14 protein-coding genes are annotated in these 14,716 nt (G+C 51.4%); 1 reads left to right on the forward strand and 13 read right to left on the reverse strand.

Translation table 11 applies throughout. The features are described 5' to 3' along the window. Positions 1–200: 200 nt before the first annotated feature. Positions 201–1,529 (forward strand): glycoside hydrolase family 3 N-terminal domain-containing protein, encoded by a 1,329-nt coding sequence (locus tag I2H39_RS18455; RefSeq protein ID WP_195627249.1) that lies wholly within the window; start codon positions 201–203, stop codon positions 1,527–1,529. 116 nt (positions 1,530–1,645) lie between these two features. Here I2H39_RS18455 and I2H39_RS18460 read toward each other — a convergent pair whose 3' ends face one another. From I2H39_RS18460 to I2H39_RS18520, 13 genes are all read right to left on the reverse strand, one after another. Then, positions 1,646–2,287 (reverse strand): RpiB/LacA/LacB family sugar-phosphate isomerase, encoded by a 642-nt coding sequence (locus I2H39_RS18460; RefSeq protein WP_138309632.1) that lies wholly within the window; start codon positions 2,285–2,287, stop codon positions 1,646–1,648. Positions 2,288–2,381: 94 nt separating this feature from the next. Continuing rightward, entirely contained in the window at positions 2,382–4,283 is a 1,902-nt protein-coding gene (locus I2H39_RS18465) for a sigma 54-interacting transcriptional regulator (protein WP_195627250.1), read from the reverse strand. A gap of 141 nt (positions 4,284–4,424) precedes the next feature. Further along, positions 4,425–5,384 carry a D-2-hydroxyacid dehydrogenase gene (locus I2H39_RS18470; protein WP_138309634.1) on the reverse strand — a complete coding sequence of 320 codons (960 nt, stop codon included), beginning with the start codon at positions 5,382–5,384 and terminating at the stop codon, positions 4,425–4,427. A 92-nt stretch (positions 5,385–5,476) separates the two neighbouring features. Beyond that, positions 5,477–6,379: a TIM barrel protein gene (locus I2H39_RS18475; RefSeq protein ID WP_195627251.1), complete on the reverse strand. Its 903-nt coding sequence runs from the start codon at positions 6,377–6,379 to the stop codon at positions 5,477–5,479. Between the two features lie 109 nt (positions 6,380–6,488). Beyond that, positions 6,489–7,400: a TIM barrel protein gene (locus I2H39_RS18480; protein ID WP_138309636.1), complete on the reverse strand. Its 912-nt coding sequence runs from the start codon at positions 7,398–7,400 to the stop codon at positions 6,489–6,491. 31 nt (positions 7,401–7,431) lie between these two features. Beyond that, the gene (locus tag I2H39_RS18485; RefSeq protein WP_138309637.1) at positions 7,432–8,367 is read right to left on the reverse strand and encodes a transketolase C-terminal domain-containing protein; all 936 of its coding nucleotides are present in this window, start codon (positions 8,365–8,367) and stop codon (positions 7,432–7,434) included. Then, positions 8,367–9,194, reverse strand: a complete 828-nt coding sequence (locus I2H39_RS18490) for a transketolase (protein ID WP_138309638.1) — start codon at positions 9,192–9,194, stop codon at positions 8,367–8,369. Before I2H39_RS18490 ends, I2H39_RS18485 begins: the two co-directional genes overlap by 1 nt. Before the next feature lie 2 nt (positions 9,195–9,196). Continuing rightward, positions 9,197–9,856 carry an aspartate/glutamate racemase family protein gene (locus tag I2H39_RS18495; RefSeq protein WP_138309639.1) on the reverse strand — a complete coding sequence of 220 codons (660 nt, stop codon included), beginning with the start codon at positions 9,854–9,856 and terminating at the stop codon, positions 9,197–9,199. A gap of 66 nt (positions 9,857–9,922) precedes the next feature. Further along, on the reverse strand, positions 9,923–10,759 hold the full coding sequence (locus tag I2H39_RS18500; protein WP_195627252.1) for a sugar phosphate isomerase/epimerase family protein: 837 nt from the start codon (positions 10,757–10,759) through the stop codon (positions 9,923–9,925). Positions 10,760–10,951: 192 nt separating this feature from the next. Beyond that, a complete protein-coding gene (locus I2H39_RS18505; RefSeq protein ID WP_195627253.1) occupies positions 10,952–11,677 on the reverse strand; it encodes a FadR/GntR family transcriptional regulator in 726 nt (241 codons plus the stop codon). A gap of 74 nt (positions 11,678–11,751) precedes the next feature. Beyond that, positions 11,752–12,711: an NAD(P)-dependent oxidoreductase gene (locus tag I2H39_RS18510; RefSeq protein ID WP_195627254.1), complete on the reverse strand. Its 960-nt coding sequence runs from the start codon at positions 12,709–12,711 to the stop codon at positions 11,752–11,754. A 4-nt stretch (positions 12,712–12,715) separates the two neighbouring features. Then, the gene (locus I2H39_RS18515; RefSeq protein ID WP_195627255.1) at positions 12,716–14,200 is read right to left on the reverse strand and encodes a tripartite tricarboxylate transporter permease; all 1,485 of its coding nucleotides are present in this window, start codon (positions 14,198–14,200) and stop codon (positions 12,716–12,718) included. 16 nt (positions 14,201–14,216) lie between these two features. Next, the gene (locus tag I2H39_RS18520) at positions 14,217–14,669 is read right to left on the reverse strand and encodes a tripartite tricarboxylate transporter TctB family protein (RefSeq protein ID WP_195627256.1); all 453 of its coding nucleotides are present in this window, start codon (positions 14,667–14,669) and stop codon (positions 14,217–14,219) included. Positions 14,670–14,716: the final 47 nt, after the last annotated feature.

Raw genomic sequence — 14,716 nt, forward strand, 5'->3', positions numbered from 1 at the left:
GTGCGCGGTGCAGGATGTACCAGAATCTGTTTAAAAAATCTTTTTCTAGTATTCCACGATTTCTGCATACAATGCTATAATATCACTATTACTCATATCGTTATCTTTGTCAATACAGTTTTTCAATATACCCGGACACGGAAAGCCAAAAGACCTAAATCCCGGCAAACCTGACACCCAACATCGAAAGGAGGACCAACTTGACAACCAGAAAACATTCCAGGAAAAAAAGAAAGCAAAAAGGCATTCAATGGTTTTATATTACTGCGGCAGGTCTGGTGTTTGCCGTAATCATTGCTGCCGTTCTATTTAAAATCAGGGCTGATAATACGGATTCCCAGCGTCTGGCCGGGACAAGGGCCTCACAGGAAATTGACGGGGCCGGACAGCAAGACAGCGCCGGGCAGACAGACAGTTTAACGCCGGCGGAAGAAACCGGCAGCACCGGACCATACGATGAACCGGACAGCACGGACACTGCAAAAATCCAGGCTATAATCAGCCGGATGACCCTGGAGCAAAAGACAGCCCAGCTTTTCATCATTACCCCGGAAGCCCTCACCGGCTATCCGGCCGTGACCCAGGCCGGCGATGCCACCTGCAAGGCGTTACAGGAATACCCGGTAGGCGGCCTCATTTATTTTCCCCAAAACCTGCAAAGCCCGGAACAGCTGAAAACCATGACAGCCAGAACCCAGGAATATGCATCCGGCCTGGACCAGCTCCCTCTTTTCCTCTCCATTGACGAGGAAGGCGGTAAGGTGGCCCGCATCGCCAACCATGAAGGGTTCCGGCTGCCCAGGGCGGAAACCATGGCCGAAATAGGAAAGAGCAGGGATACGTCCAGGGCATACGAAGCCGGTTCTGTCATCGGAAGCTATCTGGAAGAATTCGGGATTAATTTAGACTTTGCGCCGGATGCAGATGTGCTGACCAACCCGGACAATACCGTTGTGCTGGACCGCTCCTTTGGTTCTGACCCAAATATGGTAACACAGATGGTGAAGGCTTACATGAGGGGACTTGAAGAACATCATGTCTATGGGACTCCCAAGCACTTTCCGGGCCATGGGGCCACAGAGGGGGACAGCCATAAGGGCTTTGCCTACACCTATAAGACATGGGATGAACTGGAGCAGGCGGAGCTGGTCCCCTTTGCCAGCCTGGTTGAGGACGGCACGCCCTTCATCATGGCAGGCCATATCTCCCTGCCCCGGATAACAGGGGACGATACTCCATCCTCCCTGTCTCCCCGGATTCTCACCGAATATCTGCGCAATACCATGGGATACAAAGGAATCATTGTCACCGACGCCCTGAACATGGGAGCCATCCAGAACAATTATACCTCTGGCCGGGCAGCTGTCATGGCCCTGGAAGCCGGCGCTGACCTTTTGCTTATGCCCGCTGATTTTAAAGAAGCTTACACCGGGGTGCTGGATGCAGTCAAAACAGGTGAATTGACAGAGCAGCGCCTAGACCAGTCCCTGGAGCGTATCCTGAGAGTGAAGCTTGAGCTCTCCCGGTAGGATTACCGCCCGCAAACCCAAACATCCTTTGTAAACATTTCCTGGAAACATACAATGACAAAACCGCCCTGCACATCAATTTCGCAGAACGGCTTTTGTCATTTTTTATGCGGTTTTTACCCGATTAATTCCTTAATATAAGCTGCCAGCTTCTCATCCTTGCATTTTCCAAAGAAAAGTTCTCCGAACCTCTCCCCTGCAAATGCGCCCTTAACCAGCTCCTGGTCCAGGCCCTTGAAGATTTCTACCAGGTCCTCCTTGAAGGCAGCCTTTCTCACGTCATCCAGAATCCGCTTGTTCCTCTGCTCTGGAACAGCCCTCTCCCTTGGATATCCCTGGCCGGAAGGCTCACAGAACAGTTTCTCGAATATATACTCCAGATTCAAATCACCGCCCCAGCCAAATCCCTTGGCAAAAGGAATGGCAATGGCGTTTCCATCGTTAATCTGGGCAAATGTATAGGCGTCCAGTGCATCCTCCACATGGCCGCAAATCACGCCCGGGAATGAGTTGCAGGCCAGCATGGCTCCCTCGCCCGTGCCGCAGCCCGTAATCACATAATCCGCTGCCCTGCCGTTCAGTATGGCTGCAGCCAGGATACCTGCCTGCACATATGTCAGCTGCGCTTCATCCTCTGCTGTGTACATGCCGTAGTTGTCCACCTCAAAGCCGTACTGGTCAGCCACCTTCTTTAAGGAATTGTAAATCATGGTATTTTTGGCGCCCTGGCTGTTCTCATTAATCAGTGCTATCCTCATGTCTCCACCTCTCAACTTTATTCGTTTGGTTTTTCCTGATATTGTAAGCATATATCCCAAAGGATTTTCTGTCAATAGAGATACGAAACAGATATCACTGTTTCTTCTGTTCCCGCGCCATTTTTTCCATGCGCCACAGGGTGGTCCGGCTGACCCCCAGTTCCTTGGCTATATCCTGTTTCTTCTTCCTTGGCTTCAGATTGGCGTACACAATCCCGGTTTCCGGCAGAACCTGTTCTTGTACCGATGTCTCTGCACCGGGCAGGGCGCTTTCTTTTTTCCGGAATATCTTAAGCATCTGTATCTCCCTGAGACCGATTTCCGGAGTGTCGCTCAGCACAATCAGGCGCTCGCAGATATTGCGCAGCTCCCGCACATTGCCGGGCCAGGCGTAATGGGTCATCAGGTCCACTGCCTCCCTTGACAGCCTGGGGATAGGCTTTCCCATCTCGCAGGCAAAGCGGGTCAGGTAGAAATCCACCATTTCCTGGATATCGTCCCCCCGTTCCCTGAGCGGCGGTATGGTGATGTCCAGCAGGTTCAGGCGGTAATACAGGTCCGCACGGAACTGGCCTGCACGGATTTTTTCCTCAATATTTATATTGGTCGCCGATATGACACGCACATCCACCGGCTGCACCCGGTTGCTGCCGATGCGGCGTATTTCCTTTTCCTGGAGCACCCGCAGCAGCTTGGCCTGGAGCGATATGGGGATTTCCCCGATTTCATCCAGGAAAATGGTCCCTTTATGGGCCAGCTCAAACAGCCCGGTCTTACCGTTCTTGGATGCTCCGGAAAATGCTCCCGGCTCGTATCCAAACAGCTCGCTCTCCAATAAATTTTCAGGCAGGGCCGCACAGTTTAACGCCACAAATGGTTCCGCACTGCGCCGGCTCTCCCGGTGGATGCTGTGGGCAAACAGCTCTTTTCCGGTTCCCGTCTCACCCACAATCAGCACATTGGAATCCACACGGCTGTAGCGCTTTGCCATAAGAATATTTTCCCGGATAGCAGGACTGCTTCCAATGATGTCGTCAAAGGAATACTTGGCCGTAAGCCCCTGCTTTGCAAGGCTCTGGCGGATTTTTGTCTCTGCCTCCATAATCTGCTCTGTGTAGCGGGCAACAATGATGGCGCCCTTTCCCATCTTATCCACCAGCACGGGACGGTATTCCGTGTACAGCTTCCGGTCCTTCCACTGGATGACCTCCTCCCGTTCCCGCCCTGTCTCCACCACGTCCTTCCACTTAAGGGCAGGGCAGACCTCCTCCACGGGGTGTCCTGTGAAGTCGGACTGGGACGAGAGCTGGAAGGTACGGTACGCCTGATTGTTCAGCGCCTGAATCTGCCCGCTGCCGCTGACGGCAATCAGGGCATCCGCACTGGTATTGAGGATGGTGCTGGTCATCTTGGACCTGGCCCGCTCCATATTGATGGTCCTGGCCGCGTCCATGGCCTGCTTCAGAGCCTGCTCTATGGCTATATCCTTTGTGTGGATATGGACACGGTTCAGCGATTCCTTATCGCACAGTCCGCACATGGTGCCGGCTCCCACAAACACATCCGCGCCATTGGCCCTGGCCCTGTGGATGGCCTCCAAGGTGGATGCTTCGTCATGGACCGTGTAATACGCAATCTCTGCCTGGCACAATTTCTCCAGCTCCGCCACAGCGCTCTCATCCATATACCGGACACAGAGGGCAATCTTCCTGGGGCTAAACTCCTGCCTGGCGCAAATCAGGGCCTTCAGTATATCAAAGCTGGAAAGCTGTATCTCCACCACATGCTTTTCCGGGAACAGGTACCTGAGCCTGTCATAGGTCATGCCCCTGGCCACTAAAATGTCCGCATCCCCATACCGGGACAGGGATTCCGGGGTGCCGAATACGTGGAGCAGCTCCACCCTGACATCATCCTGAGGCTCCAGACGGCTCACCGCCGCCTCGAACCTGCTCTTCATATTCATATAAGGAATAAACATCCGCACTGTTACCATGAATTCACACCCTCTCTCAATCTGTATCCGCCCTGCATCTGCCAATACGGAAATACGCCGGGAGGAATCAAAGCGCTCTCATACCCGCTTCTGCCGCCCGGCGTCTGTCCGAGCCTGCAGCGCAGACCCGTGACCTTCCTTCTATTTATTTACCACATTCTGCGGTGCTCCGTCTACAAAATGTTTCAGATTATCCACTGCAATGTCCATAAGTCTCTGTCTGGATTCCTTGGGAGCCCAGGCAATGTGGGGGGTAATAATCATATTCCTGGCGCCCAGAAGCGGATTGTCCTCCCGGATAGGCTCTGTGGAAACCACGTCCACGGCTGCTCCGCTGACTTTTCCGCTGTCCAGCGCTTCCCTCAGGTCTTTTTCCACAATCAGAGGACCTCTGGAGGTATTGATGATTTTCACTCCGTCCTTCATCTTTGCAATGGAATCCTTGTTGATGATTCCCTCTGTGGACGGGAACAGCGGACAGTGAAGGCTGATAACGTCAGACTGGGCCAGAAGCTCATCCAGTGACGCGTATCTGCAGTTGTCTGTTTCCAGTGCTTTATTTGGATATTCGTCATATGCCAGCACCTTCATCCCCAGAGCCTCTGCAATCTTAGCGGTTCCCTGTCCAATCCGTCCAAAGCCAATGACGCCGAAGGTTTTTCCTGCCAGCTCCACCAGGGGATGTTTCCAGAAGCACCAGTCGTCATTGTGGGTCCACTCCCCTGCCTTCACACAGTCAGAGTGCTCACCTATGTGGTGGCACATCTCCAGCAGAAGAGCAATGGCGTACTGCGCCACGGCATCCGTGCCATAGGTGGGGATGTTGGAAACCACCACGCCTGCCGCCTTGGCTGCTGCTGTATCAATCACATTGTAACCAGTGGCCAGTACCCCGATGAACTTCATGTTGGGGCACTGTCTGATGGTCTCTGCGCTGATTGGGGTCTTATTGGTATAAACCGCCTCTGCATCCCCAATCCGCTCTGCAATCTTGTCAGCGGGAGTTCTGTCATATACGGTCAGCTCCCCTAATCTTTCAAGTCCCTCCCAGCTCAAATCACCGGGATTTTCTGTATATCCGTCTAAAACTACGATTTTCATGCTGCATTCCTCCGTTATCTGATTTTTTATTCTGTCCGCGCATCCGGGCCTCCGGGGGCCTGCGCTCCGGCGCAATGATTTTCAGAAGCGCCCTAATCCTCTACCAGCGCCCATGCCCTGTTGATGACTCTCTTGGTGTTAGCCAGTATGATATCTCCGTCCTCAGACCCCCATGGCTTTACCTCCAGGGACAATACATACGGGTTTTCCTTATTGAAGAAGCCTTCCTCCTTCAGTACGGTAAAGAAGTCCGCAAGCTGCTCTGTGTCGTTGGCGCTGTCAGGGAAGCCAAACCTTGGATGCTGGTCGCCGTATGCCTCAAAGCCTTCCTTCACCACGGCATTGCCGATGTGCAGGTGGGTGATGTAAGGACGCAGGGTCTGAATCACAAACCTGGAAGTCTCGTAGGTAGTTGGGAAATGGGACAAATCCACCAGCAGGCCGAAATTGTTGTGGGTGGTGCGCATGTCCGCTGCAAACCTGGCTGCATAGGGAGCTGGTCCCATAAGGGCTGCCTTGTCCATGTCAAAGTCAAAAACCTCCAGCTCCACCATCATTCCCTTGGATGTGGCATGGTCGCACACAGCCCTGGTTGTCTTAAGAAGCTGGGCATATGCCTGGTCCTTTGTCCCGGGTTCCCATTTTCCTGCCAAGAACGCAATTCCCTTTGCTCCCATGTACTGTGCCTCGTCTATGGAATCCAGGAGAACCGCCTCCGCCTTTTTTCTGCCTTCCTCATCCAGGTCATTGGGGTTAAGCTTTGGTCCCAGAAGACGGGGCTGTGCGCCGTAGCACACCTTCATATGTCCCTGGGCCAGCATATCCCTTACCTTGTCCTTTGTCTCCTGGTCCTCAATGTGGGTAATCTCCAGGGCGGTAAAGTATTCGTCGCAGCAGATGGTCTTAACGGAATCCAGGATTGGATAATTTACCGGCGGATGGGTCATCCACTGTATGGTTCCTACCTGAAAATATTTTTGGATTGGGTCTTTCATAATTATATACCTCCTTATTTCTGTTTGCAAATCTTGTTTTATACAGCTCCAATTACTTCCTGCTATATATCTCTATATCAAATGCAGGTACTGCCGCGCCAGGTCCTTGTCACACCAGCTCCCAGGCCCGGTTCAGGGTACGTTTTGCATTTGCTATCACCACTTGCGGAGGTTCGTCCTTCCAGGGCTTCACCTCAAAGCTTACAACAGGCCGGTCCTTCTCATTGAGAAAGCCAATTTCCTTAAGGGTCCTCAGATAATGAGCCAGCTCCTCCACGTCATTTTCACTGTTTGGGAATCCGAATCTGGGATGATTATCCCCATAAGCCTCGCATGCAGGGCTCTTGATTACCGTGTTCCCCATATGGGCGTGGATGATGTAGTCCTTCACCGGAATAATGCTCTCCTCAATGGTCTCATGAATCATGGGAATATGGCTTAAATCCACCAGCAGGCCGAAGTTCCCATACTCCCTGCGGATTTCCCCTGCGTAGCGGGCAGCCAGAACAGCCGGGCCAATGAGGGCCTTCTTGTCAATGTCGTAGTCAAACACCTCGCAGCAGACGGGCATCTTCCCCTTCTTTTCTGCATGGCTGCACAGTTCCCTGGTGGACTTTAACAGCTGTTCAAAGGCCTCCTCCTTCCGGTCCTCTTCATAGCGGCCGGACAGGAAGGAAAAGCCTGCGCAGCCCATCTCATAGGCCTCGTCGATTCCTTCCTTCAAGGTGTCCACGGCCATGGCCCTTCTGGTTTCATCCAGGTCATTGATGTTCAGCCCCGCCGACAATGTCCTGGACTGGCCGCCGTAGGCAGATACCATATGGGCCATGGCAATCATCTCCGCTGCCTTTTTCCGGACCTCCCGGTCCTTCATCCTGGCCACTTCCACTGCCTCAAAATAATCATCCCCGCAAATCTTCTCCAGGCATTCCAGGATAGGCCCCTCGCCCCCTCCCAGCTGCGGGTAGGACACGTGGAGAATGATTCCCACCTTCATGAACCTTCGCATGGATTGTTCCATAAGCGCGCCTTCCTTCCTGTTTTCTCTGTCTCTACTTGCGCTTCATAACTTCCGCGCATTTATCTGCAATGGATTCCGGGCCATAGCCGTATTTCACCAAAAGCTGTTCGTAATCTCCTGACTCAGCGAAATCAGTTGCACCAATGCGGGTCATTGGCACAGGCGCATTTTCTGCCAGGACTTCCGCCACAGCGCTTCCCAGTCCTCCGTAAACGGAGTGTTCCTCCACCGTTACAATGGCGCCCGTTTCCTCAGCGCATGCAACAATCAGGTCCCTGTCAATGGGTTTGATGGTATGCATATCCACCACCCTTGCCTGGATACCCTTTGCTTCCAGAAGCTCTGCCGCTGCCAGGGCCTTGTGAAGCACGGTTCCCGTGGTGATGATGGTTACATCCCCGCCTTCCCTGACCGTAATGCCCCTGCCAATCTCAAATTCCATATCCTCAGGATAATACACAGGAGCCGCCGCGCGGCTCAGCCTTAAATATACAGGGCCCGGATGGTCCGCAGCGGCAAATACCGCCTTTTTTGTCTCCACTGCGTCCGCCACCGTAATTACCGTCATATTGGGAATCGCCCTTACAAATGCCAGGTCTGTAATGGCCTGGTGGCTGGCCCCGTCATAGGAGTCGGAAAGCCCGCAGTAGGTACCGCAGAGCTTCACATTCAGGTTGTCATAGGCAATCAGGCTCTGTATAGGGTCTGCCCCTCTGGTGGTCAGGAACACTGCAAATGTATTTACATAAGGAATCAATCCCTCCCTGGCAAAACCGGCTGACATGGATACCATATCCAGCTCGCTGATGCCCACATTAAAGTAACGTTCCGGAAATGCCTTTCCAAAAATGCCGCTCTTTGTGGAGGAAGCCACATCCGCCTCCAGGCCCACGATTTTCTTATTCTGTTCTCCCAGCTCCTTAAGCGCTTCGCCGTAAGCGTCGCGGATTGCTATGTTCTCTCCCATTATCTGGCACCTCCTAATTCTGCTTTCGCCTGTGCGTATTCATTGTCATTGATGGCCTTGCCGTGCCAGGTGTTCCTGCCTTCCATAAAGGAAACGCCCTTGCCCTTTACAGTGCTGGCCTGAATCAGGACAGGCTGGCCCTTTGTCTTCTTTGCCTCTTCAACAGCCCGGCAGAAATCCTCCACATCATGGCCGTCACATGTTATGACTTTCCAGCCAAATGCCCTCCATTTTGCCCCGATATCTCCCATGGGCATGATTTCCTCCAGGGTGCCGTCCAACTGTACTCCGTTGTTGTCCAGTATTCCAATCAGATGGTCAGCGCCGAACTTGGAGGCGGACATGGCGGCCTCCCATATACAGCCTTCCTCAATCTCTCCGTCGCCCATAACCACATAGGTATAGGAATCCAGCCCCTTAATCCTGTCCGCCATGGCCATGCCCAGTCCCGCTGAAAGCCCCAGTCCCAGAGGACCTGTGGACAGCTCCACGCCCGGTGTCTTATGTACGCAGGGATGTCCCTGAAGCATGCTGTCCATCTGGCGCAGTGTCTTTAACTCTTCCTTGGGGAAAAAGCCTTTCTCCGCCAGCACCAGGTACAGCATGGGGGCCGCATGGCCCTTGGACAGAATCAGGTGGTCCCTTCCCTCCATCTCAGGATTACCGGGATTCACATGCATGATTTCAAAATAAAGAGACGTCAGTATCTCCGTACATGACAGGGAACCGCCGGGATGGCCTGTCTGGATACTGTGAAGCAGGTCAATCAGGTCGTTCCGGAATTTGCTGCATTGTCTCTGTAATTCCTCTTTTCTCTCATTCGTCATCTCTATATCTCCTCCAATTTATTCTTGATTTCTTCCATGCACAGCTTTGGACTGGTAAGGACAGGGCAGCCTGTGATGGAAGCTATCTCGTCCTCCAGATGGGCCATGGATGCCTGGGCAAGGACAATACAGTCATAGCCGCCAAGCTCCCCTGCCTTTTCCTTAAGAATCATGTCGTGCTTCTTCATGTCCATGGCTTTCATGGCATGGAATGCATCCATACACACGCAGGTGGATATATCTGCTTCCCTTCCCGCCTTATCCGCCTCGCCCTTAATCTTGGACACGGTTGGGGCCACTGTGCTGTCCGCCGTGGCCATCACCATGATGCGTTTTCCGTAGACAACGCTTCTTCTGGCCATGGCGTCGTCAATGGCAATGACAGGAACCCGGATAAAAGGCCGAATCATCTCCACCACAGGGGTCAGTGTGGAGCAGGTGGTGACAATGATATCCGCCCCTGTCAGCTCCTGGGCCTTTATGTCGCAGAGCAGGCGGTTCCGGTTCTGAATGGTGAACTCCCCAATCTCATTTGGATTATTTGCCAGGAAATCATCCCACAGGTTATGTATCTTCACTTCGTATCCCAGGTAATTCCTCAGGCTGTCGTCAAAGCCTGCTGCCACGCTCTTTACTGTGTGAATTAATGCTATACTTTTCATGTAATCCTCCGACTTCAACCGGCAGATGATGCAGCCGGTTATCCGTTATCAGTTATTGTACAAGTTTTACGATATTTTTCCGTATACCCTGTCTGCAATGGGCCTCAAGTGGGCGATTGCCCCTTTTGCAGCCTCTTCCATTGAAGGAATCTGAAATATCTCGGTACAGTAATTCCCATCATAACCGCATTCCTTAAAAGTGCTCAATATCTTCTCAAAGTCCAGCCCGCAGTGGCCGGGGTACCGCCGGTTGTTGTCCGCCAGATGTACGTGAATATTATATGGACTATAACGGCGGATGGCTTCATATATATCCTTCTCTTCAAGATTCAGATGGAAGATGTCCATCATCAGGCGGAAATTAGGCCGGTCCACCCGGTCTACCATATCCGCTCCCTCTGCCAGGGTATTGATAAAATTTGTCTGCATGATTGTCACTGTCTCAAGGGCAATATCCACTCCCTTTGGCGCCCCGTAATCTGCCAGCTCCCGGAAGGCTTTCACTGCCAGTTCCTGTGTTTCATTCCTGGTCAGCTCCCCGCAGTATTGTCCCCGAACCCGGCCAATGTTGATATTCGCCCCAAGATAACTGGCAAAGTCAATGATTTCCTTGCTCCTGCGGATGGCCTCCGCACGGATTGTTTCATCCGGATTCGTATAGCTTAAGCCCAATTGTCCGAAAATCTCCCCGGTACACACCAGGACCACGGACAAGCCATTCTTCTCTGCAGTATCCTTAACTTCCTTCCAGTCTAATTCACCGGGATTCAATGTCATAAGCTCCACCCCGTCATATCCCAGCCTTCCCAAATCCCCGAAGCTTTTATCCAGGCTTCCCTGGTATGCTGTTACGGAATCAGCAACCGCTACATCCGGTGTAGCCACCTGATAACATAGTTTCACCTTACACGCCTCCTTGTTCCCTGCTTACCCTTGTGCACGGAGAGCAGCAGCTTCTGTATACTTATATAATAAGCAAAAAACATGCCAACTCCATTTTCCCAAATATACATCCTTTTTGCAATGGAACGCCATGTTTTATGCCTGCTTGTTTTGTTTCATTTTGTTTTAATTGTTTCAGCCGTTTAAATACGTTTAAATTTGTTTCATCAGACTGTCAACTTTTGTTTCAGACGGACCATCCATCGCCAGTGCCGGATGGTCGATTATATGATGCCGCATAGCTTCTCTGGCCGCCTGGGAATCATGACTCTGAACTGCATTCAGAATCAGACCGTGGTCCTTCCTGCCATGCTCGAACCCAATCATCTCCGTACCTTCCCTGATGGACATTACCAGCGCATCCTCCATGGTTTTATACATCTGGCACACTAACGTATTATGGGTACATTCTCCCAAAAGACAATGGAACTCAAAATCAATCTCTATGTATTTTTCCAGATTCCCCAGGTTCTGCAGCATCTTCTTATAATTTTTCTCCAGCTTCCTAATCTGAACCTCAGTGGCATTTTCCGCAGCCATTTCAGCTACCCCGCATTCAAACAGCATCCTGAACTCAAACACTTCTTTCAATTCATCTTCACTTAAGAAAGCAGCCGGCACAGCACTCTGAAAGTAGTTGGCCAGCCCCAGCTGACCCACATATGACCCTTCCCCCCTCCTGGTTTCCAGAAGTCCCACTGCTGACAATTTCTGAATCGCCTGGCGCACTGTCCCCCGGCTGACTCCAAACACTTCCATAAGCTGATTTTCCGAAGGTATCTTCTCTCCCGGAACCCAAACACCTGACATAATCTGGTCTTTCATCTGATTGTATACCTGGTCTCCTATATTAACTTTCTTGACAGCTTTTAAGTTCATGACAAATACCGCCTTTTTTCTTTTCCTTAAAGTATACCACCTTTTATACCAGATTCAAAGATGTCTTCTGTCCGTCAGCAGACAATATTATGGGCATTTTTTCCCTCTGACAGCTGCCTGACTCCCTCCAGCAGCTCATGCAGCATGCCGACTCTGACCTCCGCTATATTGGTACAGCAATGAGGCGTAATTACAATATTGGGAAGCTCAGCGATATCAGCCGAGATATTTGGCTCAAACTCATGTACATCCAGAGCCGCCCCCTTAATCCTATGGTTCTTAAGGACATCCGCCAGGGCGCGTTCATCTACGATGGCGCCTCTGGACGCATTAATCAGATAGGCCGTCTCCTTCATATGTTCAAGCTTCTCCTTGTCAATGTAGTGACGGGTTTCTTCTGTATATGGAATGTGGATTGTGACAACATCCGATGTCTCCAGCAGCTCATCCAGGCTCACAGCCTTGGCACCGCAGGCCCTGACCGCCTCATCCGGCGCAGGCACCGGCTGATGGAATACAATTTTCATTCCCAGTCCATAGGCTTTGCGGGCCACTTCCTGACCAATCCTCCCAAAACCAATAACCCCCAGCGTCTTGCCGTTTAGGACCATATCCCTGTGGAAAAACAGCTGTCTTTTGCAGACCCGTTCTTTTCTCAGTTCCCGGTCATACTGTACGATTCCCCGGCATACGCTCATCATAAGTCCTATCGTCATCTCTGCCGTGGAATCCACCACAGAACGCGGCGCATTCAGCACCCGTATGCCCTTTTTCTTTGCATAGGCCACATCCACATTATCGTAGCCCGACCCCATATTTCCAATTATCCTGAGGCTGCTTCCCTTATCTATAAGTGCCTGGTCACAGATATAATCCCCAATACAGATAAAGATATCTGCGTCTTCCATGGCTCTCTCAGCCTCTTCCCTGGAAAAACTCTCCATAAGATTTTCTGGTGCAACTACACAAAGTCCCTGTGTATATTCCTGGTAATACTCTGTTGGTATGTTGTGACTAAATACTATTTTTTTCATCTGCTTATCCTTTCTGCGCCATCCGCCATTTTCCCCGCATATGTGAAATAATTGGCCATAACAGAGACAGGATGCCTATGATTATGAACGCTGCTGAGAAGGGCCTTTGGAAAAATATAGAATAGCTTCCCTGGGACATAACCAGACTTCTTCGGAAATTGCCCTCTGCCATAGGTCCCAAAATCAGTGCCAGAACAATAGGTGAAAGAGGATATCCTCCCTTTGACATAAAGTATCCAACAATTCCTGCAATCAGCATAATTATGATATCGTAGTAATTGTTATTGATGGCAAAGGAACCCACCGTACACATTACAATAATCACAGGAACCAGAATCCGCTTGGGAATCGATACAATCTTCACAAACAGGGGCTGTCCCAAAAAACCCAGAATAAGCATAAATACATTAGCTAACATAAAGCCTGCAAATAATGTATTCACTGTCTCAGCTTTCGTCAGAAACAGCTGCGGACCCGGAGTCAGGTTGTGCATCATCAGCGCCCCCAGCATAACAGCAGTGTTGGCGTCTCCCGGTATCCCCAGGGTCAGCAGCGGAATCAGAGCCCCGCCTGTTGTACCGTTATTGGACGCCTCAGGCGCAGCAATCCCTTCCGGGATACCGGTTCCGAATTTTTCCGGATGCTTTGACAGCCTGCGCTCCATATCATAGGATACAAAGGCACTGATATCCCCGCCTGCCCCCGGAATAATCCCAATAAAGGTTCCCGTCAGTCCGGCCCTCAGTATGGTGGGAGCAATTGTCTTTAAATCCTTCAGGGTAGGAAGGGGATTCCTGGTCCTGGCGGCCTTTGTTCGCTCCACATAGATTTCCTCCACTGTGAGGAAACACTGGCTCAGGGCAAAGAGACCTACCAGCACAGGTATGAAAGACAGCCCGCCCATAAGATAGGTGGAGCCAAAGGAAAAGCGTGTATAGGCCGTCACATTATCCATACCAATCAAGGACAGAAGCAGGCCTAAGGTGCCGGACATAAGGCCCTTCACCATGTCTTTGCCCGAGATGCTGGCTATAATGCTCAGTCCGAAAAATGCCAGGGCAAAGGACTCCGGAGCATTGAACTTAAGTGCAATCTGGGCCAGCTGAGGAGCTACCAGAATCAGAATAACTCCGCTTATAATCCCGCCTCCAAAAGAAGCCACCGTGGATATGCCCAGTGCCCTGCCCGCTTCCCCGCGTTCTGTGAACTTATAACCGTCCAGCACTGTGGCTGCGGCAGAAGGAGTGCCTGGGGTATTGATTAAAATAGCTGTGATGGAGCCGCCATAGATGGCTCCGCAGAATATGCCTATAAGCAGCAGCATTCCAATATGAGGTGCCATAGAAAAGGTGATTGGCATCAGGAGGGCCACGCCCATTGTGGAGGTAAGACCGGGCATTGCCCCGAAAGATATTCCCATAGCCACACCGCCCAGTATGGACAGCAGACATACGGGATTTAAAACATTAGATAGAACGGTCATAAACATTTACTCTGCCCCCTTTCTAAAATACCCCCCGCGGCAGCTGCACATGCAGCAGCACGGAGAACACATAATACAACAGTATGGTGATTCCCAAGGGAACACCTGCCAGTACCAGCTTATTCCTTACCTTGAAAAAGAACAGCATGGAAAAGAGATAGATGGGCGTCATAATCCTGAACCCTATATATTTGAGGGCCCATATGTAAGCAATCACGGCTGCCGCAGACAGCCATACCTTCAGGTTTTCTTTCCTAAACAGCGTGACCTCTCTCCGGTCTTCAGGAATCACGGCATGGCGGGAACCGATGAGCTCCAGGACCGATAGAAACATAACCAGTACTGCCAGGACCTGGGGAAAGAATCCCGGCCCCAGAGCTCCGTTGGAGCCCGGCGGAAATGTTCTTGCTGTAAAAAACGCATACAGGCTGACCGCAATAAAAATACATGCAATCACATTTGCAATCTTCTTCATAAAATACCTCCATCTGTACAGAAAGGGCTGCCTGTGGCAGCCCTTGG

It is taken from the genome of Clostridium sp. 1001283B150225_161107_B6, assembly GCF_015556325.1.
Taxonomy (GTDB): domain Bacteria; phylum Bacillota; class Clostridia; order Lachnospirales; family Lachnospiraceae; genus Enterocloster.

Excerpts from the sequence above, each read along its gene's own strand:
- I2H39_RS18460 (WP_138309632.1), bottom strand. The coding sequence starts at position 2,287 with ATGAGGATAGCACTGATTAATGAGAACAGCCAGGGCGCCAAAAATACC.
- I2H39_RS18465 (WP_195627250.1), bottom strand. The coding sequence starts at position 4,283 with ATGGTAACAGTGCGGATGTTTATTCCTTATATGAATATGAAGAGCAGG.
- I2H39_RS18470 (WP_138309634.1), bottom strand. The coding sequence starts at position 5,384 with ATGAAAATCGTAGTTTTAGACGGATATACAGAAAATCCCGGTGATTTG.
- I2H39_RS18475 (WP_195627251.1), bottom strand. The coding sequence starts at position 6,379 with ATGAAAGACCCAATCCAAAAATATTTTCAGGTAGGAACCATACAGTGG.
- I2H39_RS18480 (WP_138309636.1), bottom strand. The coding sequence starts at position 7,400 with ATGGAACAATCCATGCGAAGGTTCATGAAGGTGGGAATCATTCTCCAC.
- I2H39_RS18485 (WP_138309637.1), bottom strand. The coding sequence starts at position 8,367 with ATGGGAGAGAACATAGCAATCCGCGACGCTTACGGCGAAGCGCTTAAG.
- I2H39_RS18490 (WP_138309638.1), bottom strand. The coding sequence starts at position 9,194 with ATGACGAATGAGAGAAAAGAGGAATTACAGAGACAATGCAGCAAATTC.
- I2H39_RS18495 (WP_138309639.1), bottom strand. The coding sequence starts at position 9,856 with ATGAAAAGTATAGCATTAATTCACACAGTAAAGAGCGTGGCAGCAGGC.
- I2H39_RS18505 (WP_195627253.1), bottom strand. The coding sequence starts at position 11,677 with ATGAACTTAAAAGCTGTCAAGAAAGTTAATATAGGAGACCAGGTATAC.
- I2H39_RS18510 (WP_195627254.1), bottom strand. The coding sequence starts at position 12,711 with ATGAAAAAAATAGTATTTAGTCACAACATACCAACAGAGTATTACCAG.
- I2H39_RS18515 (WP_195627255.1), bottom strand. The coding sequence starts at position 14,200 with ATGTTTATGACCGTTCTATCTAATGTTTTAAATCCCGTATGTCTGCTG.
- I2H39_RS18520 (WP_195627256.1), bottom strand. The coding sequence starts at position 14,669 with ATGAAGAAGATTGCAAATGTGATTGCATGTATTTTTATTGCGGTCAGC.